The sequence below is a fragment of the Flavobacterium sp. PMTSA4 genome (assembly GCF_032098525.1).
Classification (GTDB): Bacteria; Bacteroidota; Bacteroidia; order Flavobacteriales; family Flavobacteriaceae; genus Flavobacterium; species Flavobacterium capsici.
The window spans coordinates 2,047,193-2,072,717 of record NZ_CP134890.1; the positions used below are offsets into that span (position 1 = coordinate 2,047,193).

Sequence of the window (25,525 nt, forward strand, 5' to 3'; positions counted from 1 at the left end):
AACATCAAATGTTAGAGAAAAGTAATCCAAATTTTGAAAAGACAATTATTGTCGGTATTGTTACCCAAAATCAATCGGAAGAGAAACTACAAGAATATTTAGACGAATTAGAATTTCTTACCTATACTGCTGGAGGAGAAGTTGTTAAAAGATTTTATCAAAAACTTGAACGCCCAAATCCAAAAACGTTTTTAGGAACAGGTAAAATTGACGAGATTAATGAATTTGCAAAAAAAAATTCCATCTCTACTGTTATTTTTGATGATGAACTATCACCTTCACAACAAAAAAATCTTTCTAAAATAATTGATTGTAAAATTTTAGACAGAACCAATCTAATTTTAGATATTTTCGCTCAAAGAGCAGAAACATCTTATGCTAGAACTCAAGTTGAGCTTGCACAATGTCAATATCTATTACCAAGACTTTCAGGAATGTGGACGCATCTTGAAAGACAGAAAGGAGGAATTGGACTCCGCGGACCAGGTGAAACTGAAATTGAAACAGACAGACGTATTGTCAGAGATAGAATTTCATTACTTAAAGAAAAAATCAAAACTATCGACAGACAAATGGCTGTTCAACGTAGTAATCGGGGTGCAATGGTTAGAGTTGCTTTAGTAGGTTATACTAATGTTGGCAAATCTACTTTGATGAATGTTATTAGTAAAAGTGAAGTTTTTGTTGAAAATAAGTTATTTGCAACATTAGATACTACCGTTAGAAAAGTAGTCATTAAAAATTTACCTTTTTTACTTTCTGATACTGTTGGGTTTATCCGAAAGCTACCTACCCAACTCGTTGAGTCATTCAAAAGCACTCTTGATGAAGTCCGTGAAGCCGATTTATTATTGCATGTAGTTGATATTTCACATCCTGACTTTGAAGACCATATTGCTTCTGTTAACCAAATTTTGTCTGACATAAAAAGCAGTAACAAACCAACAATAATGGTTTTTAACAAAATTGATGCTTATAAACATCTGACTATTGATGCTGATGATTTGATTACAGAAAAGACAACAAAACACAATACTTTAGAAGAATGGAAAACTACTTGGATGAATAATGTTGGCGAAAAAAATGCTCTATTTATTTCAGCAACTAACAAAGAAAACTTTGAAGAATTTAGAGAAAAAGTTTATGAAGCTGTTAGAGAAATTCATATTACAAGGTTTCCTTATAACAAATTCCTTTATCCAGACTATAAAGACGCAATTGAAGAATAAATATTACTGTAAGTAGTAGATATAACCGAAATTCAACCAAACATTCCAATCATTTGCTCTATTTTCTAAATAAACTTTTGGATCAGGATTTAAACCATCTACCCAATTTGAAAAGTAGTACTGAAAACGTAGGTCTAACATTAAATCAGAAAGAGGAGTCAATTTATACCTTGTTCCAACAGAAGATACTATTGACCAAACCGTTCCACCTTGATTGGTGGTTGCATTGTAATATTTTATTGGTGTAGAAATCGGAGTATTTAATGGTCCAAGAGTTGAATAAGCTTCAGGATCATAAAAACTAAATTGTCCTCCTAAACTAATGAATGGAGCAAACGAACCAATTGTAGCAGTAAAATCCCTAATACTTAGAGGGAAATACTCTAACTGCATTCCAATATTTGTTACGGCAGTACTTCCACGCATTGCTCTTAATTGATTTGCAGTCAATGAAGTTTTACTTTTATCAACCCATTGCCCATAGTGCTTTAGGTTTGTTTTATTGTATGACAATTCACTTCTTAATTTAAAGTGATCATTAAAATAAGTTTCAGGAGTATAACAATTACATTCAGCTCTATATGAAAAATTCAAATAGTGTATTAATCCAATACCATAACCAGTATTCCCAGCATTTGTTTCAAAATCATGTCTTTCGCCATAATCGGATTGAAAAGCAACAGGACCAACAATAGCGCCTATTTCATGTGAAAAACCATACTGAGCATTAGTAGAATTACTCAGACCAATCAAAATGATAAATGTGAAAACAAATTTTATGAACTTTTGCATACCTTAAGATTCAATTCCCGACAAATATATAAAAACATCATTCAGTTATAAAAAAAAATGCAAAATAGTTAATTTTTAACATCAAATGTGCATCCAATTAATTTTTAACAATTTACGTCAAATTACATTATTGTTAATTTTGACACAAAAAAATGAAGATTTACAAAAAAAATAAGGTCATATTTCAATAAAATGTATATTTGCAAATCTTTACGAAAACGTTTTCTTAAATTAAATTAAAACATAATTATGTCACAGAGTATTAATGCTTTCATTGAAGCTGTTGCTAAAAGAAATCCTAATGAGCCTGAATTTATGCAGGCAGTAAAAGAAGTAGCTGAAACAGTTATTCCTTTTATCGAACAAAATAAAAAATACCAAAACAAAATGCTTTTGGAAAGAATGGTTGAACCAGAAAGAGTAATTATGTTCCGTGTAACTTGGATAGATGATGCTGGAAACACACAAGTAAATCGTGGTTACAGAATACAAATGAATTCAGCTATCGGACCATACAAAGGTGGAATTCGTTTTCATCCTACTGTAAACTTAAGTATTTTGAAATTTTTAGCTTTCGAGCAAACTTTTAAAAATAGTTTAACTACACTTCCAATGGGTGGAGGAAAAGGTGGTTCTGATTTTGACCCAAAAGGAAAATCAGATAATGAAATCATGAAATTTTGCCAAAGTTTTATGACCGAACTTTCAAGACACATCGGTGCAGATACTGACGTTCCTGCTGGAGATATTGGAGTTGGAGGAAGAGAAGTTGGCTACATGTTTGGTCAATACAAAAGATTAAGAAATGAATTTACAGGAGTTTTAACTGGTAAAGGAATCACTTTTGGAGGTTCATTAATTCGTCCAGAAGCTACAGGTTATGGAGATGTTTACTTTGCTCAAAACATGCTTGCTACTAAAGGCGATAGTTTTAAAGGAAAAACGGTTGTAGTTTCAGGTTCAGGAAATGTAGCTCAATATGCCATTCAAAAAGCAACTCAATTAGGCGGAAAAGTTGTTACTGCTTCAGATTCATCAGGATACATTCATGATGCAGATGGTATTGATGCAGAAAAACTAGCTTACATTATGGAAATCAAAAATGTAAACTACGGTAGAATTAGTGATTATGTAAAAAAATATCCTAGCGCAAAATTCGTTGAAGGAAAACGTCCTTGGGAAGTTAAATGTGATGTTGCTTTGCCATGTGCTACTCAAAACGAGTTAAACGAAGAAGAAGCAAAAACTTTAGTTCAAAACGGATGTATCTGTGTTGCTGAAGGTGCAAATATGCCTTCTACTCCAGAAGCAGTTGAAGTATTCTTAAAAGCAAAAATTTTATTTGCTCCAGGAAAAGCTTCAAATGCTGGTGGTGTTGCAACATCTGGTTTAGAAATGTCACAAAACTCACTTCGTTTAAGTTGGACAGCTGAAGAAGTTGATGAAAAACTACATGGTATTATGGCAAACATTCATGCTGCTTGTGTAAAATATGGTGCAGATGGAAATGGATTTGTTGATTATGTAAAAGGCGCAAACATTGCAGGTTTCGTTAAAGTTGCCGATGCAATGCTTGCACAAGGAATTGTATAAAACCAAAATAAACCAATAAAACTAGAAATTGCCTTCAGAAATGAGGGCATTTTTTTATTGTTTTTTATATTAAAACCATTAGTTTTACGTTTATAGTATATTTGCTATCATTTTCAATGCTATGAAAAATTTCTGTTTCGCACTTTTTATAATTCTTTTTCAAATTGGTTTTTCACAACAAAACCTTCAGTGGAATGGGTATTTTTCATATAATAAAATTAGCGATATTACCGAATCAAGCAATAAGTTTTTTGCCGCTGCTGAAAACAGTGTTTTTTCAAAAAATCTTGCAACTAATGAAATAATTGAGACTAACACAATCGATGGTTTATCAGGAGAAACAATCTCAGCAATCTATTTTAGCGAAACATATAACAAAACTATAATTGGCTATCAAAACGGATTGATGATTGTACTTGACAATCAAACTGGAAGTGTTTTAAATGTTGTAGACATTATCAATAAATCCATTCCGGCAAATATCAAAAGAGTCAATCATTTTATGGAATATGATGGAATTCTTTATGTTTCATGTGATTTTGGGATTGTTCAATATAATTTGGCAACATTAAATTTTGGCGATACTTATTATATTGGTCCAAATGGTCTTGAAATCAAAGTCTTTCAAACTACTATTTATAATGATGAAATTTACGCAGTAACTCAGTTATACGGTATAAAAAAAGCTTCAATAACCAACCCCAATCTTATTGATTTTAATCAATGGCAGGATTTTAATAATGGTTATTGGAATGGCATTGTAACTTTTAATAATCAATTGATAGCGACAAATACTAACAATACTGTTCATAAGTTTAATGGTTCTGTTTCTGAAGAAATCTTTCCAATAAATCAAACTGGTTTAGATACTAGGGTTTTTAATAATTATTTGATTATAACTACTTCAAATCAAGTTTTTGTTTATAATAGTTCGCTTACACAAATTGCTTATATACAAAGTTCTCAAGTTTCTTCAATTCCATTATCCTTCAATTGTGCGACTGTAATAAATGAAAAAGTATATATAGGAACAAACGAAAACGGAGTAATTTCGGCTCCTTTGTCTAACTTATCAGAATTTGAAATTATTATGCCTGAAGGACCAACAAGAAATAATATTTTTTCAATTCACACTAATTCTTCAAGTCTTTGGGCAGTTTATGGTGGTTATGATATATCTTATAATCCATATACTTTTTTAAATTTTACATTAACCACTTTTGGAATAAGTAAATTTTCTGAAAATCAGTGGTTAAACATTCCTTATGAAGAAGTTTTGGAAGCAAAAGCTTTAACTAGAATAACTTCAAACCCTTCAGATGAAAGCCAAGTTTATATAAGTTCATATAACAACGGTTTATTAAAATTGGAAGCCGATATTCCAACAACTCTTTTTAATGAAAGTAATAGTAGCTTAAAATCTCTTGATTTAAATTCTACTAATAATATCAGAATTGGTCCTGCAACTTTTGACAGAAATGGAAATCTTTGGGTAACCAATAGTCGTGTTAGCAATGGTTTAAATGTCTTAAAATCAAACGGGCAATGGCAAGCATACAATATGTCAAGTATAATTGGCAATATTAACAACAGTGATTTTGGCAGAATAGCCATTGATAATAGCGGAACCAAGTGGATGGCGACATGGCAAGATGGCGTCATTGCATTTAATGAAAATAGTAACATTTATAAAAAAATTACGGATGGTGCTGATACAGGAAATCTTCCTGTCTATGATGTTAGAGCTTTAGCAATTGACAACAGAAGTCAAGTTTGGATAGGAACAACAAAAGGATTAAGAGTTATTTCAAGTACTGGAAGTTTTAATAACGAAAATCAAATTACAGCAAATCCTATAATTATACTTGAAGACGGATTGGCTCAAGAATTGCTTTACGAACAATTTATAACCGATATTGTTGTAGATGGCTCCAACAGAAAATGGATTGCGACAGCTGATTCTGGTGCTTTTCTTTTTTCTTCAAATGGTCAACAAACCATCTATCACTTTACAAAAGATAATTCTCCATTACCAAGTAATGTTGTAAATGACATTGCTATTAACGAGACAACAGGCGAAATTTTCTTTGCTACAGATAAAGGAATGATTTCGTTGAAAGGAATTGCAACTAAACCCGCAGATGACTTACAGAATGTATATGTTTATCCAAATCCGGTTCGTCCTGGATATATTGGTACTATTAAAATTGCGCAATTAGTCGAAAAAGCCAATATTAAAATCACAGATATTGAAGGTAATTTAGTTTATGAAACCACATCAACTGGCGGAACAATTGAATGGGACGGAACTGCTTTCGGGAAATATAAAGTTGCATCTGGTGTTTACATGATTTTTGTTTCTTCAGAAGATGGTTCTGACACTACTGTAAAAAAAGTGATGATTATTAGATAACTTCAAATGCTAATAAAAACTAAAGCAATTGTAATTTCTTCTCTGAAGTATCAAGAAAAATCATTGATTGTAAAATGTTTTACTCAAACCGATGGTTTAAAAAGTTATTTTGTTCCCAATGCTTTTACAGCAAAAAAATCCAATCAAAAAATAGCTTATTTTCAACCTTTTTCGATTCTTGAAATTGAAGCTAATCATAAAAATAAAGGAACTTTAGAACATTTTAAAGAAATTAAATTAGCTCATTCCTATCAAACCATTCCAACTGATATTGTAAAAAGTTCCATAATATTATTTCTCTCCGAAATGTTGCATCACAGCATCAAAGAAGAAGAAAAAAACGATAACTTATTTACTTTTCTTGAAACTGCTTTACTTTGGCTCGACAATCATGAAGAAATTACCAATTTTCATTTGATTTTTTTACTTCAAATGACAAAATTTTTTGGCTTTTTCCCAGATAATTCCAACGGAAATTATTTTGAAATGATTGATGGAGTTTTTGCAGAATATCAAGGAACAAGTTGCCTTAATTTTCAAGAAACCGAACTGTTAAAAAAGCTTTTAGAACTGAAATTTGACAGCTCAAAAAAACTTTTTTTAGCTTCAGAACGTCAACAATTACTAAAAATCATAATCGATTACTATTCCATTCATCTCGATGGTTTTAAAAAACCTAAATCTTTGGAAGTTTTAAAAGAAGTTTTTGCATAATTATTTGAAATGTTATTTAAATTTTAAAATTTTCTTAAAAGTCTGTTCTCTTTTATCTATTTTCTATTCTGTTTTCTTAAAATTCCTTACTTTCGCAAACTGATTTAAGAAAACGACAAAAATGAGTACTAAGTTTACTGAATATAAAGGACTTGACTTGCCTACTGTAGCATCAGAAGTTCTTGATTTCTGGAAAAAAAATAATGTCTTTGAACAAAGTGTAACTTCACGTGAAGGTGCAACGCCATATGTGTTTTTTGAAGGTCCACCATCTGCAAATGGTTTGCCAGGAATTCACCACGTTATGGCGCGTGCCATTAAAGATATTTTTTGTCGTTACAAAACTCAAAAAGGTTTTCAAGTAAAAAGAAAAGCAGGTTGGGATACTCATGGTTTGCCAGTTGAGTTAGGAACCGAAAAAGAACTTGGAATCACCAAAGAAGATATCGGAAAAACCATTTCGGTTGAAGAATACAACGAAGCTTGTAAACGAACAGTAATGCGTTATACTGATGTTTGGAATGATTTAACTGAAAAAATGGGTTATTGGGTTGATATGGAAAATCCATATGTAACATACAAATCCAAATACATGGAAACGGTTTGGTGGCTTTTGAAACAAATTTATAACAAAGATTTGTTGTACAAAGGTTACACTATTCAACCCTATTCTCCAAAAGCTGGTACTGGATTATCTTCTCACGAGGTAAACCAACCAGGAAGTTATCGCGATGTTACTGATACAACGGTTGTAGCTCAATTTAAAACAAAACCAGAATCTTTACCAAGTTTTTTACAAGGTTTTGGCGATGTCCATATTTTAGCTTGGACAACAACGCCCTGGACATTACCAAGTAACACTGCTTTGACTGTTGGTCCAAAAATTGACTATGTTTTAGTTGAAACATTCAACCAATATACTTTTGAACCAATCAATGTAATTTTAGCTAAACCATTAGTTGGAAAACAATTTGGTGGAAAATATTTTGAATCACAATCAGAAGAGGATTTTTCAAATTATAAATCAGACGATAAAAAAATCCCATACAAAGTAATTGCTGAATGTAAAGGTGCAGATTTGGTTGGAATTCGTTACGAACAACTTTTACCTTTAGCATTGCCTTATCAAAATCCTGAGAATGCTTTTAGAGTAATTTCTGGAGATTTTGTTACAACCGAAGATGGAACCGGAATTGTACATACAGCGCCAACTTTTGGTGCTGATGATGCTAAAGTTGCTAAAGAAGCAACTCCAGAAGTTCCGCCAATGTTGGTTCTTGATGAAAATGGAAATCCTGCGCCATTAGTTGATTTACAAGGTAGATTTATTCAAGGTCTTGGCGATTATTCTGGCAAATATGTTAAAAATGAGTACTACAATGATGGTGAAGCTCCAGAAAAATCAGTTGATGTAGAAATTGCAATTCAATTAAAAGAAGAAAATAAAGCATTCAAAGTTGAAAAATACGTTCACAGTTATCCGCATTGTTGGAGAACTGACAAACCTATTTTATACTATCCGTTAGATTCTTGGTTCATCAAAGTAACTGAGATAAAAGACAGAATGTTTGACCTTAACGAAACCATCAACTGGAAACCAAAAGCTACAGGTGAAGGTCGTTTTGGTAATTGGTTAAAAAATGCAAACGATTGGAATTTGTCGCGTTCACGTTATTGGGGAATTCCATTGCCTATTTGGAGAACAGAAGACAAAACAGAAGAAATTCTAATTGGTTCAGTCGAAGAATTATACAACGAAATAGAAAAATCAATCCAAGCAGGTTTTCAATCCGTAAATCCTTTTAAAGGTTTTGAAATTGGAAACATGAGTGAAGAAAACTATGATTTGGTTGATTTACATAAAAATGTAGTTGATGATATTGTTTTAGTTTCAGTTTCAGGAAAACCAATGAAACGTGAAACTGATTTAATTGATGTTTGGTTCGATTCTGGTGCAATGCCATATGCACAATGGCATTATCCTTTTGAAAATAAAGATTTGGTTGATAATCACAAAGCATTTCCTGCCGATTTTATCGCAGAAGGTGTTGATCAAACTCGTGGTTGGTTTTATACTTTACATGCCATAGGAACTTTAGTTTTTGACCAAATTGCTTATAAAAACGTAGTTTCTAATGGTTTAGTTTTGGACAAAAACGGACAAAAAATGTCAAAACGTTTAGGAAATGCTGTTGATCCATTCGAAACATTAGCAGAATATGGCCCAGATGCAACACGTTGGTACATGATTTCTAATGCAAATCCTTGGGACAATTTGAAATTTGACATCGAAGGAGTTGCTGAAGTGCGTCGTAAATTCTTTGGAACATTATACAATACTTATTCGTTCTTTGCTCTATATGCAAATATTGATGGGTTTAAGTATGATGAAGCTGAAATTCCATTGGCAGAAAGACCAGAAATTGACCGTTGGATTTTATCAGAATTGCACACTTTGATAAAACTGGTTGATGAAGCTTATGCAGATTATGAACCAACAAAAGCGGCAAGAGCAATATCCGATTTCGTTCAAGAAAATTTGAGTAACTGGTACGTTCGTTTGTGTAGAAGAAGATTTTGGAAAGGCGAATATGGAACTGATAAAATTGCTGCATATCAAACACTTTACACTTGTTTGTTAAATGTAGCTAAGCTTTCTGCTCCAATCGCGCCATTTTTTATGGACAAATTATATACCGATTTAGTTAAAGCAACTGAAAAAGAAGATTTTAGCAGTGTTCACCTAGCAAATTTCCCTGTTTCGGTTGAAAACTTTGTTGATAAATCGTTGGAAAGCAAAATGATGAAGGCTCAAACAGTTTCTTCATTAGTTTTATCGCTTCGAAAAAAGGAAATGATTAAAGTACGTCAACCGCTGCAAAAGGTTATGATTCCTATACTTGACGAAACTTTTAGAGCTGAAATTGAAGCCGTTTCCGACCTTATAAAAGCAGAAGTAAACGTTAAAGAAATAGAACTTTTAGACGATGCTTCAGGTGTTTTAGTGAAGCAAATAAAACCAAATTTTAAAACACTTGGACCACGATTCGGGAAAGATATGGGATTGATTTCTAAAGAGATACAAAATTTCTCTGCCGAACAAATTAAAGAAATTGAGACCAATAACTTGATAACGCTTGTTATTTCAGGAAAAAGTATAATTTTAACATCCCAAGACATTGAGATTACTTCTCAAGATATTCCTGGTTGGCTGGTTGCCAATGCAAATGGCATAACTGTTGCATTAGACATTACCATCAATGAAGAATTAAAACAAGAAGGTATCGCAAGAGAGTTGGTAAACAGAATTCAAAACCTTAGAAAAGATTCAGGATTTGAAGTTACTGATAAAATAAAAGTAAAAATTCAACCTTTTGGTGATTTAGTAGATGCTGTTAGAAATAATGAAAGTTATATTAAATCGGAAACTCTAACCAAAGATTTGGTTTTTGAAGAAAAAGTAGATGGATTTGAAATTGAATTTGATGAAATAAAAACTAAAATATTAATCTCAAAATAGTATAAAGATGGTAGAAGAAAAAATGAGATACTCCGATGCTGATTTAGCAGAGTTCAAAGAAATTATAGTAAAAAAAATTGAAAAAGCACAAGCAGATTTAGAACTGATAAAAAGTGCTTATATGAATGACTTAAACAATGGTACAGATGATACTTCGCCTACGTTTAAAGCATTTGAAGAAGGAAGTGAAACAATGAGTAAAGAAGCTAATTCACAATTAGCTATTCGTCAGGAAAAATTCATTCGTGACCTAAAAAATGCTCTTTTCCGTGTTGAAAATAAAACGTATGGAATTTGCAAAGTAACTGGCAAATTAATCAGCAAAGAACGTTTAAGAGTTGTTCCTCATGCTACTATGAGTATTGAAGCAAAAAATTTACAACGATAAATAAAAAATCCTCGCTTTGCGAGGATTTTTTTGTATTTAAAATGTTAATACATTTATGGGTTGCAAGGTAAAATTAGCTCCATAATTGTACTGAACTATTCTATTTGGACCAACAGCTATTAAATGTGAATCTAAAGCTATTACGTCGCTTACATTTTCTTGATATGTGTTTTGAAGCGTTAATGAAGAACTATTCGTTGCATCAAAAACTTTAAGTCCATCAGCTGTACAAACATATAATGCATTTTGTTTAACACCTAATCCTTTAGGTTGACTCGTTAAATAAGTTGAAACCAAACTTGGGTTTTGAATATTATTCAAATCAATTACATTAATTTGGTCATCAATTGCACCACAAGTATTTCCGCTTCTAATGGTTATATAAGCTGTATTTTCCCAAACTACAACTGGATCGCAAGCTGTTGCATGAGAAAAACTTGAAACATAAAACGGATTGAACTCATCTTCAGCATCAACAATATGCATTCCAGTTGTTGCACCAACAAATAAATATTGTTTTTGTTTAAAAAGTGTTTCTAACTGTCCGCCAAACCAAGTTTCCATATAAATTGATTTATCAAAAAAAGTAGTTAATGGATTTGTGATATTAAACACATTTAACTTGTAACTGTCAACAGTATACAATGCATTGTTATTAATTTGAAAACGAGCATATGAACCACCAGTTCCAACTGAACCTCCAGAAGCCGATTCAAAAACTCCTGTTGTGGCATCATTAGCAAAAATTAATTCTTGACCGCTTGGTCTTTCTCGGGTTTCTAATTGATAGCCCACAACAATCTCATCCTCGTTTGGATATATTGTATAATCATAAAATTCTGCTTCTTCAGGAAAAGCAGCATAAAATTCTACTACATTTTCAACAGTTCTTACTAATGTTATGTTATTCAAATCAGAAATATCAAAAACTAATAAATCCATATAATTGTCTGCATAAAGATAATTCCCTTTAACAGCAATGTCATGAACACCTTCAATATTTAGAAAAACAGTATTTGTTGGTGAAGCTGGATTTGTGTTGTCAAAAATATGAACACCATCTTCTTGTGCTATATAAAACAAGTCGTTTTCAGTTACATAAATTTTTCCATCAGAGTTTGTTTGTCTTGCAGCTACAACCGAAATGCCGCTTCTAATGGCGGCTTTTGTTTTTAAAATTGGAACAGCAAAAATTGCTTCTCCATTTGATTTGTCATCATTGCTACAAGAAAAAAATAGAGCAACACAACAAGTAATTAATAAAAGTTTTATTGTTTTCATAGTTATTGGTTTTTTTATATCAAATATATAAATTTTCTCAATCCATAACACATTATAAGATAAACTCTTAAAACTTTCAAAATAGCATAAACAATCTCTTCTTTTATTTAATAATATTTCTATTTTTGCAGCATTAATTTTTCAAAAATGTCTTTACGCAATTCTGTCTTAATCATATTTCTAGTTTTATTAATCGACCAATTTTCAAAAATCTATGTCAAAACTAATTTCATTTATGGTGAAGCAGGACAAATTGATGTAGCCAACTGGTTTAAATTGATGCTAATTGAAAACGAAGGAATGGCTTGGGGTGCAAAAATTCCTGGCGATTATGGAAAATTAATTTTAACTGTTTTTAGAATATTTGCAGTTGGCGGAATTGCCTACTGGTTATACGATTCAAGCAAAAAACACAGTTCAAGATTTTTAATGGTTGCTATTTCTCTAATTTTTGCTGGCGCTGTTGGAAACATAATTGACTCTATTTTCTACGGAGTTATTTTTGATGATAGTTACAATCATTTAGCCGTTATGTTCTCTGAAAATCCTTATGGAACATGGTTTCATGGAAAAGTGGTTGACATGTTTTATTTTCCAATTATTAGAGATTATCCAATGCCAGAATGGGTTCCTTTTATTGGCGGAAAACCTTTTACTTTTTTCAACGCTATTTTTAATGTTGCTGATGTTGCTATTTCAACTGGAGTTGGAATATTAATTGTTTTCAATAAAAAAGCATTTGCAAAAAAAGTTTCTATCGGAACGAATGAACGTTTCGAGTAGTTACACAATAATCTAGCGGAATATCGGTAACCGAAACATCATCGATAAATTCTTCTTCAGGTTCAAAAAACGAAAGCCCTATTTTAATAGAATCGAATCTGCAATCTAACAAAAAGTGATCATAAAATCCTTTGCCATAACCAACTCTATTGCCGTTTTTATCATACGCCAATAGTGGTACAAAAATCACATCAATCATATCATCGGGAACACTCAACCCATAAACTGGTTCATCAATATTATATTCGTTTTTCTTAAGTTTTGTGTTTTCTGTTAATAAAAAATGATGCATTTTCAGCGTTTCAAAATTGCTTTTCGAAACCACAATTTCCTTGTCTTTCCCATGAAGAATTTGCAGTATAAACTCTGTATCGACTTCATTTTTTTCTCTAATTGGCAAAAAAATGTGAAAAAAAGTATTCTTCCAAATGTCTAATTTCAATAACTGATTGGCTATCTGCAAACTCATTTCTTCTACTTCATTTGTCGAAAGTTGAGCGCGAAGTGCTTTATATTTTGTTCGTAATTCTTTTTTAGTCATTTTCTAAAGTATTTGAAATATGAAATATTGCATCGCCTTGATAAACAATTGAGGCATCATTAACATTAATTATATAGCCCGAATTTGGAGCTTTTACCTTGTGTTCAACCTTTCCGTAAGGATCAGAAATTGTTGCTAACAACTGACCTTTTTCAACAAATGAATTAATTTTCACCTCTACATGAAACATTCCTGAAGAATTGGCTCTAATCCAGCTTGATTTTTTGATGTAAATAGTATTTTTAAGCGGTTGAATGGCTTTATGTTTTGAAGAAAGCATATTCAAATGTTCTAAAAACCGTTTCGAACCTTCAATTCCTTCTTTGGTAATATGCAAATCGATATGTGCCGATTTTCCTCCTTCAAAAAGGAGAATTTTTTTTCCAAGCTTGGTACAAGAATTTCTAAAACTTCCCGAAATATTCTTAGAATACAATCCAAATGGTGCATTAAAAACCTCTGAAAGTGCCTTTAATTCTGTATCATTTGGCACAATTCTAATTTGTGGTGCATTAAAGCGACTCGCACCGCCAGCATGAAAATCAACAATATAATCAACATGTGGAATAACTTCTTTCAAAATATAATAGGCAAATCTGCTAGCCAACGAACCCGTTTTACTTCCAGGGAAAACTCTATTCAAATCGCGACCATCAGGAAATTGGCGTGATTGATTTACAAAACCAAAAACATTCAAAACAGGAATACAAATTATAGTTCCAATAACTGGTTTGTTTATTTTTTGGGTAATTAATTGCCTCACAATTTCAACTCCATTAATTTCATCGCCATGCAAACCTGCTGAAAACAAAACTGTTGGTCCGGGTTTTTTTGAACGTTCCACAATAATGGGAATTTTCAATTTTGTCATCGTTTGTAGCTTAGCAATTTCCATATTAATGGTTTTGCTTTCGCCAGGCAAAATGGTTTCCTTAAGTATAATTAATTCTTTTTGTGACTGTTTTTTCATAATCAAGGTAAATGTAAAAAAACAAACCTTATTCAAATAAGTATTTTAGCGATAAATTAAAGGATTTCGTAAATTTGAATTTCAAAATTCACTCAAAACAACAAAATGTCTTTAACTTCACTAGAACTTCAATTGCAAACCTTGCCCGAAAGTCCTGGTGTATATCAATATTATGATAAAGACGGCAAAATATTGTATGTAGGCAAAGCCAAAAATCTTAAAAAGCGAGTTGCTTCCTATTTTACAAAAACACATGAAAACGCAAAAACCTCTGTTTTAGTTCGAAAAATTGTAACCATAAAACATATTGTAGTTGCCAATGAATCTGAAGCTTTTTTGTTAGAAAATAACCTCATCAAAAAACTTCAACCTCGCTATAATATTAACCTGAAAGACGACAAATCCTATCCATGGATTTGTATCAAGAAAGAACCTTTTTCGAGAATTTTTCCAACTCGAAAAATGATAAAAGATGGTTCGGAATATTTTGGTCCGTATACCAATTTTAAAATTGTTAACACCATACTTGATTTAATAAAAGAATTGTATCCTTTGCGAACTTGTAACTATGATTTGAGTCCATCAAATATTGAAAAAGGAAAATATAAAGTGTGTTTGGAATATCATATTGGTAATTGTAAAGGTCCGTGTGAAGGATTGGAAACGCTTGAAAATTATCAAAAACAAGTTGACGCCATTCGCGAAATTTTAAAAGGAAATTTCAAAGAAAGTTTACGCGATTTTAAGACCAAAATGAAGGACTTTGCCGCGAACATGCAATTTGAAGAAGCCCAAAAAATTAAAGAAAAAATAGAATCGCTAGAAAATTATCAGGCACGTTCAACAGTCTTTAATCCAAAAATGGCTTCTGTTGATGTATTTTCTATCGTTTCAGATGAAACTATGGCTTATGTTAACTTTTTACAAGTTTCAAACGGCGCTATTATTCGTTCGCATACTTTGGAAATAAAGAAAAAGCTCGATGAAACTGATGAAGAATTACTAGAATTAGCCGTTGTTGAACTTCGAGAACGATTTAAATTGACTTCAAAAGAAATTATTTTGCCTTTCCCACTTGATTTTGGTGATAAAATAAAAGTAACTGTTCCGCAACTTGGTGATAAAAAACAAATTCTCGATTTATCAGAACGGAATGCAAAATACCAACGATTAGAACAATTAAAACAGATTCAGATTGTTGACCCAGAACGTCATACCAACAGAATAATGGCGCAGATGAAGAAAGATTTACGTCTTTTTGTTGAGCCACGACATATTGAGTGTTTTGATAATTCTAACATACAAGGAACCAATCCAGTTTCGGCTTGTGTAGTTTTTAAAGATGGAAAACCTAGCAAAAAAGATTACCGCCATTTTAACATCAAAACCGTTGAAGGTCCGAATGATTTTGCCTCAATGGAAGAAGTAGTATATCGCCGCTACAAAAGAATGCTTGACGAAAACCAACCCTTGCCTCAACTTATCATAATTGATGGTGGAAAAGGACAACTTTCATCAGCCTTAAAAAGCATTGACGATTTAGGTTTACGTGGAAAAGTTGCCATCATAGGCATTGCAAAACGATTGGAAGAACTATTTTATCCTGGAGATTCTGTGCCGTTATATTTAGACAAAAAGTCGGAAACACTGAAAATCATTCAATATTTAAGAAACGAAGCACACCGATTTGGAATTACACATCACAGAGACAAAAGAAGCAAATCGGCATTGAATTCAAGCTTAGAAACTATTCCCGGAATTGGTGAAAAAACAATGCAAACGTTAATAAAACATTTTAAAAGTGTAAAAAGATTGGAAAAGGCTACCGAAAAAGAAATTTCAGATGTTGTTGGAGTTTCAAAAGCCAAAAAAATTTCCGACTTTTACAAAAAAGATACTATCTAACAACCATGGCAAAAGTTAAAACGAACTTCTTATTTAAAATCTTGCTTGTTGCCTGTTGTTTTATATCTGTAAATTCATATTCTCAGGACACAACTCATAGAAAAAAAATTGGATTAGTGCTTTCTGGTGGTGGCGCAAAAGGATTTGCGCACATTGGTGTTTTGAAAGTTTTGGAAAAAGCAGGTGTTAAAATTGATTATATCGGAGGAACAAGTATGGGTGCAGTTGTTGGTGGTTTGTATGCTTCTGGTTACAATGCTACTCAAATAGATTCTATTTTTGAATATACCAATTTTGATGAATTACTCCAGGATTATATTCCACGAACTTCTAAGAGTTTTTATGAAAAAAGAAATGATGAAATGTATGCTGTTTCTTTGCCTTTCAGTAAATTCAAAATAGGAGTTCCAATTGCCTTATCTAAAGGAATGTATAATTACAATCTTATTGCAAAACTTACTCATAATGTTAGACATATAAGAGATTTTAATAAACTTCCAATTCCTTTTGTTTGCGTTGCAACTGATATAGAAAAAGGAGAAGAAGTTATTTTAAGAAAAGGCTACTTGGCACAAGCTATGATGGCCAGTTCTGCTTTTCCATCATTATTTTCACCTGTGGAAATAAATGGTAAAATACTCATAGATGGCGGTGTTACTAATAATTATCCTGTAGAAGAATTAAGAAAAATGGGTGCAGAAATCATTATTGGCGTTGATGTCCAAGATGATTTAAAAGACAGAGAAGCGTTAAATGACGCAACACGAATCTTGGTTCAAATCACTAATTTGGACATGATTAATAAGATGAAAGAAAAAGTAAAGCTAACAGATGTATATATTAAGCCTAATGTGGAAGACTATGGAGTAATTTCTTTTAGCGAAGGGAAAGAAATAATAAAAAAAGGTGAAGAAGCTGCTCTTTTAAAAATTGACCAAATCAATGAATTAGGAAATCAAACAAACCCAAACCCATTACAGTTTGTCAAAAATGAAACAAGTATATTAAATCTTAAAAAGATTGAACTTACAAGATTAGATAATTATACAAGAGCTTTCATATTAGGAAAACTGCGCCTTAAAACAGGAAAAAAAATAACCTATCAAGATTTAAAAAATGGAATAAATAACTTAAATGCTACTCAAAATTTTAGTCGAATTAATTATACAATTGATAAATTTGAAGATGGTGATGTTTTACAGTTGAATTTAGTTGAAAACAATACGAAAACATTTTTAAAAATAGGCTTGCATTATGACGACTTATACAAAAGTGCTTTATTAATTAATCTTACCCAAAAAAAGATAATGTTCAAAAATGATGTATTGTCATGTGATCTAATTCTTGGCGATAATATCAGATACAACCTTGATTATTATATTGACAATGGTTTCTATTGGAGTTTTGGATTCAAATCTTGGTATAATACTTTCAATAGAAACGTTGCAAACGATTTTAGAGATGGAGAAATTTTAAATCAACTCGGTGTTGACAAACTTAATATTGATTTCTCTGACTTCACTAATCAAGCCTACATGCAAACCGTATTTATTCAAAAATATTTAATTGGCGCCGGAATTGAATACAAACATTTGAAAATTGAAACCGCAACCATTGAAAATGGAGATTCAGTATTTGAAGACAGTAATTATTTCAACATTTTTGGACATTTAAAATATGATTCTTTCGATAATAAATACTTTCCAAAATCGGGTTGGTTATTCTATGGCGACTTCAAATCCTATTTGTATTCATCAAATTATACAGGCGATTTTAATGAATTCTCAGTAGCTAAAGGAGAAATTAGTTTTGCACAAACGTTATTCAAAAAACTAACCGTAAAAGTTCAGTCAGAAGCAGGATTTAAGATTGGTAATGAAAGTGTTGATTTCTTCAATTTCGTTCTTGGAGGTTATGGTTATAATGCAATTAATAATTTCAAACATTTTTATGGCTATGATTATTTAAGCGTTGCCGCAGATAGCTTTATAAAGTCAAACTTTACATTTGATTATGAAATATTCAAGAAAAACCATATCAATTTTTCTGCAAATTATGCTAACCTTGAAGATGGATTGTTCAGAAATGGGAATTGGTTATCAAAACCAAAATTTACTGGTTATGCCTTTGGCTATGGTGTAGAATCAATTGTTGGTCCTATAGAAGTAAAATATTCCTGGTCGCCCGAATTGCCTAAAGGTTATCTATGGGTAAGTGCAGGATTTTGGTTCTAACAATTTTAATTAAAAAGGAATAATTCTAAATTTTAAACTTAAAAAACTATATTTGAAACTTTAACTTTAACTATAAAAACCACAATATGTCAATTTGGAATAGAAAATCATTAGACGTTTTATTATCAGAAGCAACCGAATCAGAAAAAGGATTAAAAAGAACTTTATCCTCTACATCACTGATTGCCTTAGGAATTGGAGCAATCATCGGTGCAGGTTTGTTTTCATTAACTGGAATTGCTGCTGCAGAACATGCTGGACCAGCAGTTACTTTATCTTTCGTTTTAGCAGCCGTTGGCTGTGCTTTTGCCGGACTTTGTTATGCTGAATTTGCCTCAATGATTCCTGTGGCAGGTAGTGCTTATACTTATTCCTATGCTACAATGGGAGAATTCATGGCATGGATTATAGGTTGGGATTTAGTATTAGAATATGCGCTTGGTGCTGCAACAGTAGGTGTTAGCTGGTCGAGATATTTCCTAGAATTATTAAACAAGTTCGGGATTCATTTGCCGCCAGACTTAATTTGTTCTCCATGGGAAACGCTAAAGCTTGGTGACGGAACTGTCATTGAAGGCGGAATAATAAACTTACCGGCAATTGTCATTGTGTCTTTACTTTCTTTATTGCTTATTCGTGGAACTAAAGAATCTGCTGGAATAAATAACTTCCTTGTGGTTCTTAAAGTTGCTGTTGTAATTTTATTTATTGTTCTAGGCTGGAGTTATATCAATGAAGCAAATTACCATCCTTACATTCCAGAAAATACAGGTGTTAAAGGAGAGTTCGGTTGGTCTGGAATTGCCGCTGGAGCTGGAACTGTTTTCTTTGCCTTTATTGGTTTTGATGCAGTATCAACTGCTGCGCAAGAGGCTAAAAATCCTCAGAAAGGTATGCCAATAGGTATTCTTGGTTCCTTGATAATCTGTACCATTTTATATGTTCTTTTTGCTCACGTAATGACTGGATTGGTTCCTTATACTCAATTTGTTGGGGATGCTAAGCCTGCAGCTACTGCTTTTGCAGCAACTCCTTATACTTTTTTACAAACAGGTCTAATCGTTGCTATTCTTGCGGGTTACACTTCGGTAATGTTAGTGATGTTGATGGGACAAAGCCGTGTGTTCTATACTATGAGTAACGATGGTTTATTACCTAAATTCTTCAGCGAAATCCATTCTAAGTTCAGAACGCCATGGAAAACTAACCTTTTCTTCCTAGTGTTCGTAAGTTTGTTTGCTGGTTTTGTACCAGTATCCGACTTAGGTCACATGGTAAGTATCGGAACTCTTTTAGCATTCGTTTTAGTTTGTATTGGCGTATTGGTTATGCGCAAGAAAATGCCAGATGCACCAAGATCATTCAAAACGCCGTTGGTACCTTTTGTTCCTTTAGCAGGAGTAGTAGTTTGTTTTTACTTAATGTATTCTTTACCACAAGAAAGCTGGATTCGACTTATCGTTTGGATGGCTTTAGGTATTGTTATTTATTTTGCTTACGGTAAAAAGAACAGCAAACTCAACAAATAATCTATCGTTTATATTATACTAATTAAAGAGCTAAAGTTGTTTAGCTCTTTTTTTATTTTAGTAATTCTTGTTCAAAGCTTTTTATTTTTTCCGATATTTGTAGTGATGAAAAGTTGGGAAGAATTATTATTACTTTTAAAATACCTCATCAAGAGAAATCCTGAATGAAGGATTAAATGTGCAAATTAGTCAAACTGGCTAACTTCATCTAAGTCAATTGACACACTTAACACAACAATTGTCTAATTAACACATTTATTACAATGCCTTTATATCACAAATTAGGTCAGATTCCGCCAAAGCGTCACACTCAATTCCGAAAGCCGAATGGTGATTTGTATTATGAGCAGCTTTTTGGCACCATAGGTTTTGATGGTATGTACACGAATTCCTATCACGTGCACCGTCCAACTATGGTCAAGGAAATTAAAAACCAATACTCTGTAGCACCTAAAATTGCTAAAAACAATAACATACAATCCTATAGATTACGTGGTTTCCAAGTAAAACCTGAGAACGATTACCTTGAAAGCAGAAAGATTGTTTTAACCAATTCCGACTGTCATATTGTTTTGGCTGCGCCAAAGAAGTCAACGACGGACTATTTCTATAAAAATACCGATTCTGATGAAATGCTTTTCATCCATCGTGGTTCTGGGAAATTAAGAACCATGCTTGGTAATCTCGATTTCAAATACGGAGACTATTTAATCATCCCACGTGGAATGATTTACAAGATAGACTTCGATACCGAAGACAATCGTTTGTTTATCGTCGAGTCGCATCGCCCTATTTATACCCCAAAACGTTACCGCAACTGGTTCGGACAATTGCTGGAGCACTCGCCTTTTTGCGAACGCGACATCCGACGTCCTGAGGAGCTCGAAACGCATGATGAAACCGGTGAATTTCTTATCAAGATTAAAAAGAAAGACGAAATTATCGATATGATTTATGCTTCACATCCGTTTGACGTTGTGGGTTATGATGGCTACAATTATCCGTATGCCTTTTCTATTCACGACTTCGAACCTATAACTGGTCGCATTCATCAACCGCCACCAGTGCACCAAACTTTTGAAACCGATGCTTTCGTGGTGTGTTCGTTTGTGCCTAGATTGTACGATTATCATCCGCAATCTATTCCGGCGCCGTATAACCACAGCAACATCGATTCGGATGAAGTGCTTTATTATGTTGACGGAGATTTTATGAGTCGAAATGACATTGAAGCTGGGCATATTTCGTTGCATCCTGCTGGAATTCCTCACGGACCACACCCAGGAGCAACCGAAAGAAGCATAGGAAAAACAGACACTCAGGAACTGGCAGTAATGGTCGATACCTTCAAGCCATTGATGGTAACCGAAGAAGCCATGAAGATTGCCGATGATAAATACTATCAGTCCTGGTTGTAAGCCTTGATAGAAAAAAGAACAAAGAACAAAGAGAAAAGAACAACTATTGTTCAAAAAATGAAACACAATTAAGAATCAAGAAAGAAAACGAATAAAATAAGTATCTATATTCTATTATCTTTCTTCTTTCTTCTAAAAAATAGATTATGAGTAACGAAATAAAATCAGTCGAGTATGGACTCGAGAAAATATTTGAAGGAGCGCAAGACTTCCTTCCATTGCTAGGAACAGATTATGTTGAATTCTATGTGGGAAACGCTAAGCAAGCGGCTCACTTTTACAAAACCGCCTTCGGGTTTCAATCGTTTGCTTATGCAGGATTGGAAACGGGGTTGAAAGACCGTGCGTCTTATGTGTTGAAGCAAGACAAGATTCGTTTGGTGCTTACCACAGCTTTGAACAGTGACTCACCAATTGGCGAACACGTTAAAAAACATGGCGACGGTGTTAAAATCGTAGCCCTATGGGTTGAAGATGCGCGTTCGGCATTTGAAGAAACTACCAAGCGCGGTGCCAAGGTTTATATGGAACCAACCGTGGAGACCGACGAGCATGGCGAAGTAGTTCGTGCGGGAATCTATACCTATGGCGAGACTGTGCACATGTTTGTAGAACGCAAGAACTATAACGGCGCTTTCCTGCCGGGTTATAAAGAATGGAAGTCAGATTACAATCCGGCACCGGTTGGTTTGAAATATGTAGACCACATGGTGGGCAATGTTGGTTGGAACCAAATGAATGTATGGGTAAAATGGTATGAAGATGTCATGGGCTTTGTCAACTTCCTGTCGTTTGACGACAAGCAAATTACTACCGAATACTCGGCGCTTATGAGTAAGGTGATGAGTAACGGAAACGGTCGCATTAAGTTCCCAATTAACGAACCGGCCGAAGGTAAGAAACGCTCGCAGATAGAAGAATACTTAGACTTCTATGAAGGTGCAGGCGTGCAACACATAGCGGTCGCTACGGATGATATTATTACTACCGTTGCCGACATGCGTTCTCGTGGCGTTGAGTTTTTAAGTACACCTCCGCAGGCGTACTACGATGCCATTCCGGAGCGTTTAAAAGACCATATGGATAAGTTTAAAGAAGATATCAACGAGCTTCAAAAGTTAGGTATCATGATTGATGCGGACGACGAAGGTTATCTGCTTCAAATCTTCACGAAGCCAGTAGAAGACCGACCAACATTATTCTTTGAAATCATTCAACGAATGGGTGCTCGTGGTTTTGGTGCTGGAAACTTCAAAGCCTTATTTGAGTCAATAGAAAGAGAACAAGCCCTACGCGGAACATTGTAGATTTCGACTTGTTTTTACATATTCAATAAAAAAAGCAACTTGGTTTCAAGTTGCTTTTTTGTTTTATAATTTTTCTAACAATCCATTATTTATTCTTTCCCATTTTGATTATGCCTCATTAACATTCAATAGAAAAAAAGACTGAGATATAATACAAAAACACAATTATAGGGATAATGCTTATCAATGTTGCAACTATTTTACTTTTTACGTCACTTTTGTAAACTATAATCAAGATTAAATTTGCTAAAGCACACGAAAATAATATACAAAACGCTACTATCAATACTATTGAAACCCATCCAGTAACAATATCTAATTTATCTGTTACTAATAAGAGGAAAACCCAAAGAGCAAACGCAATCAATATTTTAATTGAATTGTTTTTTAATTTTTGCATGCCTACAAATTATTTAATTGATTTTAATTTCTTCTTTACATTTAAACTTTTATTATCAATTCATTCCAAACCCAATCAACAACCTCCAACCGCGCGTCAGTTCGAGTGGTTTTTGTGTAACGCAGTGGAGCAAAAAGTGTATCGAGAACCCAACTTGCATCTCGATACATTTTTAATAGACCTTTGGTCTATCAAAAACACTCGATGTGACGGAGTGGCGGGTTTTGATTATTATACTATTTTATATTTTTAAACGACCCTAACACTTAGTTTACTTCTTATTAAAATCATAGTGAAACCCTTCCATAATTTCGATTGCCTCTTCTTTTAAGGCGTCGTATTTTTCATCCAAACACACAAAGGTTGTGGTGTAACCCACTTCGTCATAGAGCTGCAAATATTGCACTAGGGTTAACGCATCGCCTTGGTCAACCATATGATAAACCAACTTGTATGCCGGATGACCATCAATGGTAACGGCGGCTTCTTCTTGTAGTTTAATGTTGTGTAGCGTGAGGTAGTTTTTATTGATTTGCATAAATTTATTAAAGTCGAGCTCCTCGCCTTTGTGGCTTATGATATTCAAATTGATATTGCTGTTAAACTCCTCTTCGTTTGCGTTATCATTTTTCATTAGCAATATCGGCATGCCTGCATGTAGTTCTTCCTTTTTGATTTCCCAGTCCTCAGGATAGGTAATTGTTACGCCATGTTCTGAATGAAAGGTTGCTTTTTTTACTTCTTTTTTGGCACACCCAAAGCTCAATACCATCATACTTAACCCTAGCATTACCATTCCTAATCTTCTTTTTTTACTCATTTTTAATTTTTTAGTTTTTATTGCTATTTATTGCTGTTGTTCTTTAAATTCTTTCCCCAACCTCCAACCACGCGTCAGTTCGAGTGGTTTTTGTGGAACGCAGTGGAGCAAAAATTGTATCGAGAACTCCACTTGCATCTCGATACATTTTTAATAACCCTACGGGCTATCAAAAACACTCGATGTGACGGAGTGTTGACTTGCTTTCTCTCCAACCCCAATCAACAACCCCTTTCAAAAGAAAAAGGTTGTTGCGGTTTGGGTGTACATTAGTTTCAAATATACTTTTTTTTACTATTGGTTGGCTGATTTTTATTGCAATCCGATTGGTTGCTCTAACCTTTCTGTTTTTTACAGCGGCGTCATCATTGCTGTTACGTCAAAAACAGTTACCCCTGTTGATAGTTCCACCAGCATGTCTTTCGGTTTGTAATTAGGATCCGTGAAACGGAAAGTAGCCTCGTCTACTATGGTGCTTTTTACTACTGCCGCGCCGCCATTAAGCGTGCTTACGGTGGTGCCGGTTTCTACTAATAAAATTGTGGCATTGTCTATGCCTATATTGGTTGTATCATCGATAGCCATCAAGTTGAACGTAAGTTCTACATCGCTAATGTAGATTACACCCCATTCGCGGCATTTTCTGCGTTTGCTGCTGTTCTCCTCTTCGTTGTAAAACGTATCTACCTCATCCCACACTTTTTTAATCACGCGGTCGGCTTCTTCATGAAGGTTGGCTACGTTTTCTTGTTGGTTGTCGTATTCGTCTTTAAGGCTACTTTGATTGGCGTTTTTGGCATTAAATTCATCTACAGCAGCATTCACTTCTGAGGTTCTAGGATTATCCATAGACAATCCGCCAGCTCCTACTCTCGCGTCATCGCCCGTATTAATGCGTTCTCCCCATAGAGCCAAATCTTGATGACTAGTTAGCGGCGGAACGCTATCGCTACTGACATCCAGTTGAAAAAATGCGCGCTGCTGTGGCGTATATTTTCCTCGTGCAACTCCTAAATTAAACACTTGAAAAAAGTGACTGACATACGTTCTGGCATTTACAAACGTTTGCGCTACTCCAGCAGTTGCACCAACTTGTGCCGCTAATGCGTTTCCACGCTTTTGCAACGCCACTTTGTAGTCGGGTTGAATAACATCAAGTCGTGAAATAGTAGGCGCAGTTAAAAATTGGTTGGCAGCTGGTATGCTGTCGTTTTTAGATTTGGCTTGGGTTAATGCTTTGTCGCGTGCAGCATCGCTTTGAGGTAATCTTCGTGAAATTGGCATAATTAATTAAAATTAAAAGGTTAATATTTATTTATGTTTGTTTTTTTTGCGCTGGGAGACCATGCATTAGACTTAATTCATGTCCTTTCCGTTCTGTGAGACCATGCATTAGACTTAATTTATATCCTTTCCGTTCTGGGAGACCATACATTAGACTTAATTTATATCCTTTCCGTTCTGGGAGACCATACATTAGACTTAATTTATATCCTTTCCGTTCTGGGAGACTATGCATTAGACTTAATTTATATCCCTTCCGTTCTCTTAAAACTGCATTTTAACCTCAATTATTTTCTATTCCTTCTAAAAAACTGTACTCTTCATTAAAAGCATGCCTCTTCCATGACCTATTCTTAGGTCTTTCAATTTTTATAAGTAAGAAAATGCGTTGATTAAAGTTAATG

General features: G+C 33.6%; 18 protein-coding genes. 12 read left to right on the forward strand and 6 right to left on the reverse strand.

All coding sequences use genetic code 11. The annotated features are described in order from the left end of the window. Positions 1-8: 8 nt before the first annotated feature. A complete protein-coding gene (gene hflX, locus RN605_RS09365; protein WP_313324394.1) occupies positions 9-1,229 on the forward strand; it encodes a GTPase HflX in 1,221 nt (406 codons plus the stop codon). 3 nt (positions 1,230-1,232) lie between these two features. Here hflX and RN605_RS09370 read toward each other — a convergent pair whose 3' ends face one another. Beyond that, positions 1,233-2,021 carry a THC0290_0291 family protein gene (locus RN605_RS09370; protein ID WP_313324395.1) on the reverse strand — a complete coding sequence of 263 codons (789 nt, stop codon included), beginning with the start codon at positions 2,019-2,021 and terminating at the stop codon, positions 1,233-1,235. 249 nt (positions 2,022-2,270) lie between these two features. Between RN605_RS09370 and gdhA the strand changes: the two genes are divergently transcribed. From gdhA to RN605_RS09395, 5 genes are all read left to right on the forward strand, one after another. Further along, the gene (gene gdhA, locus RN605_RS09375; RefSeq protein WP_313324396.1) at positions 2,271-3,614 is read left to right on the forward strand and encodes an NADP-specific glutamate dehydrogenase; all 1,344 of its coding nucleotides are present in this window, start codon (positions 2,271-2,273) and stop codon (positions 3,612-3,614) included. A 121-nt stretch (positions 3,615-3,735) separates the two neighbouring features. Next, the gene (gene porZ / locus RN605_RS09380) at positions 3,736-6,027 is read left to right on the forward strand and encodes a type IX secretion system anionic LPS delivery protein PorZ (protein ID WP_313324397.1); all 2,292 of its coding nucleotides are present in this window, start codon (positions 3,736-3,738) and stop codon (positions 6,025-6,027) included. Between the two features lie 6 nt (positions 6,028-6,033). After that, positions 6,034-6,741: a DNA repair protein RecO gene (gene recO / locus RN605_RS09385; RefSeq protein ID WP_313324398.1), complete on the forward strand. Its 708-nt coding sequence runs from the start codon at positions 6,034-6,036 to the stop codon at positions 6,739-6,741. A gap of 121 nt (positions 6,742-6,862) precedes the next feature. Beyond that, positions 6,863-10,261: an isoleucine--tRNA ligase gene (ileS, locus tag RN605_RS09390; RefSeq protein WP_313324399.1), complete on the forward strand. Its 3,399-nt coding sequence runs from the start codon at positions 6,863-6,865 to the stop codon at positions 10,259-10,261. A 7-nt stretch (positions 10,262-10,268) separates the two neighbouring features. Beyond that, positions 10,269-10,649 (forward strand): TraR/DksA family transcriptional regulator, encoded by a 381-nt coding sequence (locus tag RN605_RS09395; protein ID WP_313324400.1) that lies wholly within the window; start codon positions 10,269-10,271, stop codon positions 10,647-10,649. Positions 10,650-10,685: 36 nt separating this feature from the next. Here RN605_RS09395 and RN605_RS09400 read toward each other — a convergent pair whose 3' ends face one another. Next, positions 10,686-11,930: an LVIVD repeat-containing protein gene (locus RN605_RS09400; protein WP_313324401.1), complete on the reverse strand. Its 1,245-nt coding sequence runs from the start codon at positions 11,928-11,930 to the stop codon at positions 10,686-10,688. A gap of 147 nt (positions 11,931-12,077) precedes the next feature. Between RN605_RS09400 and RN605_RS09405 the strand changes: the two genes are divergently transcribed. Then, the gene (locus RN605_RS09405) at positions 12,078-12,713 is read left to right on the forward strand and encodes a lipoprotein signal peptidase (protein ID WP_313324402.1); all 636 of its coding nucleotides are present in this window, start codon (positions 12,078-12,080) and stop codon (positions 12,711-12,713) included. On the opposite strand, the gene RN605_RS09410 is transcribed toward RN605_RS09405, so the two are convergent. Together RN605_RS09410 and RN605_RS09415 are read right to left on the reverse strand one after the other, a co-directional pair. Then, on the reverse strand, positions 12,685-13,254 hold the full coding sequence (locus tag RN605_RS09410; protein ID WP_313324403.1) for a 5-formyltetrahydrofolate cyclo-ligase: 570 nt from the start codon (positions 13,252-13,254) through the stop codon (positions 12,685-12,687). The two genes, RN605_RS09405 and RN605_RS09410, sit on opposite strands and share 29 nt — an antisense overlap. Then, a complete protein-coding gene (locus RN605_RS09415; RefSeq protein ID WP_313324404.1) occupies positions 13,247-14,224 on the reverse strand; it encodes a succinylglutamate desuccinylase/aspartoacylase family protein in 978 nt (325 codons plus the stop codon). Before RN605_RS09415 ends, RN605_RS09410 begins: the two co-directional genes overlap by 8 nt. A gap of 105 nt (positions 14,225-14,329) precedes the next feature. On the opposite strand from RN605_RS09415, the gene uvrC reads away from it, so the two are divergent. The 5 genes from uvrC (at position 14,330) to hppD (ending at position 22,617) form a co-directional block, all read left to right on the forward strand. Then, a complete protein-coding gene (uvrC, locus tag RN605_RS09420; RefSeq protein ID WP_313324405.1) occupies positions 14,330-16,129 on the forward strand; it encodes an excinuclease ABC subunit UvrC in 1,800 nt (599 codons plus the stop codon). A 5-nt stretch (positions 16,130-16,134) separates the two neighbouring features. Then, on the forward strand, positions 16,135-18,363 hold the full coding sequence (locus RN605_RS09425; protein ID WP_313324406.1) for a patatin-like phospholipase family protein: 2,229 nt from the start codon (positions 16,135-16,137) through the stop codon (positions 18,361-18,363). 86 nt (positions 18,364-18,449) lie between these two features. Beyond that, positions 18,450-19,892 (forward strand): amino acid permease, encoded by a 1,443-nt coding sequence (locus RN605_RS09430; RefSeq protein WP_313324407.1) that lies wholly within the window; start codon positions 18,450-18,452, stop codon positions 19,890-19,892. A gap of 263 nt (positions 19,893-20,155) precedes the next feature. Then, a complete protein-coding gene (locus RN605_RS09435) occupies positions 20,156-21,310 on the forward strand; it encodes a homogentisate 1,2-dioxygenase (protein WP_313324408.1) in 1,155 nt (384 codons plus the stop codon). A gap of 146 nt (positions 21,311-21,456) precedes the next feature. Next, entirely contained in the window at positions 21,457-22,617 is a 1,161-nt protein-coding gene (hppD, locus tag RN605_RS09440) for a 4-hydroxyphenylpyruvate dioxygenase (RefSeq protein ID WP_313324409.1), read from the forward strand. 671 nt (positions 22,618-23,288) lie between these two features. On the opposite strand, the gene RN605_RS09445 is transcribed toward hppD, so the two are convergent. Beyond that, positions 23,289-23,837: a PsbP-related protein gene (locus RN605_RS09445; protein WP_313324410.1), complete on the reverse strand. Its 549-nt coding sequence runs from the start codon at positions 23,835-23,837 to the stop codon at positions 23,289-23,291. Between the two features lie 351 nt (positions 23,838-24,188). Further along, the gene (locus tag RN605_RS09450) at positions 24,189-25,121 is read right to left on the reverse strand and encodes a hypothetical protein (RefSeq protein WP_313324411.1); all 933 of its coding nucleotides are present in this window, start codon (positions 25,119-25,121) and stop codon (positions 24,189-24,191) included. Positions 25,122-25,525: the final 404 nt, after the last annotated feature.

What these genes read in the sequence shown, in the direction of transcription:
- hflX (WP_313324394.1), top strand. Translation starts at nt 9, where the DNA reads ATGTTAGAGAAAAGTAATCCAAATTTTGAAAAGACAATTATTGTCGGT.
- RN605_RS09370 (WP_313324395.1), bottom strand. Translation starts at nt 2,021, where the DNA reads ATGCAAAAGTTCATAAAATTTGTTTTCACATTTATCATTTTGATTGGT.
- gdhA (WP_313324396.1), top strand. Translation starts at nt 2,271, where the DNA reads ATGTCACAGAGTATTAATGCTTTCATTGAAGCTGTTGCTAAAAGAAAT.
- porZ (WP_313324397.1), top strand. Translation starts at nt 3,736, where the DNA reads ATGAAAAATTTCTGTTTCGCACTTTTTATAATTCTTTTTCAAATTGGT.
- recO (WP_313324398.1), top strand. Translation starts at nt 6,034, where the DNA reads ATGCTAATAAAAACTAAAGCAATTGTAATTTCTTCTCTGAAGTATCAA.
- ileS (WP_313324399.1), top strand. Translation starts at nt 6,863, where the DNA reads ATGAGTACTAAGTTTACTGAATATAAAGGACTTGACTTGCCTACTGTA.
- RN605_RS09395 (WP_313324400.1), top strand. Translation starts at nt 10,269, where the DNA reads ATGGTAGAAGAAAAAATGAGATACTCCGATGCTGATTTAGCAGAGTTC.
- RN605_RS09400 (WP_313324401.1), bottom strand. Translation starts at nt 11,930, where the DNA reads ATGAAAACAATAAAACTTTTATTAATTACTTGTTGTGTTGCTCTATTT.
- RN605_RS09405 (WP_313324402.1), top strand. Translation starts at nt 12,078, where the DNA reads ATGTCTTTACGCAATTCTGTCTTAATCATATTTCTAGTTTTATTAATC.
- RN605_RS09410 (WP_313324403.1), bottom strand. Translation starts at nt 13,254, where the DNA reads ATGACTAAAAAAGAATTACGAACAAAATATAAAGCACTTCGCGCTCAA.
- RN605_RS09415 (WP_313324404.1), bottom strand. Translation starts at nt 14,224, where the DNA reads ATGAAAAAACAGTCACAAAAAGAATTAATTATACTTAAGGAAACCATT.
- uvrC (WP_313324405.1), top strand. Translation starts at nt 14,330, where the DNA reads ATGTCTTTAACTTCACTAGAACTTCAATTGCAAACCTTGCCCGAAAGT.
- RN605_RS09425 (WP_313324406.1), top strand. Translation starts at nt 16,135, where the DNA reads ATGGCAAAAGTTAAAACGAACTTCTTATTTAAAATCTTGCTTGTTGCC.
- RN605_RS09430 (WP_313324407.1), top strand. Translation starts at nt 18,450, where the DNA reads ATGTCAATTTGGAATAGAAAATCATTAGACGTTTTATTATCAGAAGCA.
- RN605_RS09435 (WP_313324408.1), top strand. Translation starts at nt 20,156, where the DNA reads ATGCCTTTATATCACAAATTAGGTCAGATTCCGCCAAAGCGTCACACT.
- hppD (WP_313324409.1), top strand. Translation starts at nt 21,457, where the DNA reads ATGAGTAACGAAATAAAATCAGTCGAGTATGGACTCGAGAAAATATTT.
- RN605_RS09445 (WP_313324410.1), bottom strand. Translation starts at nt 23,837, where the DNA reads ATGAGTAAAAAAAGAAGATTAGGAATGGTAATGCTAGGGTTAAGTATG.
- RN605_RS09450 (WP_313324411.1), bottom strand. Translation starts at nt 25,121, where the DNA reads ATGCCAATTTCACGAAGATTACCTCAAAGCGATGCTGCACGCGACAAA.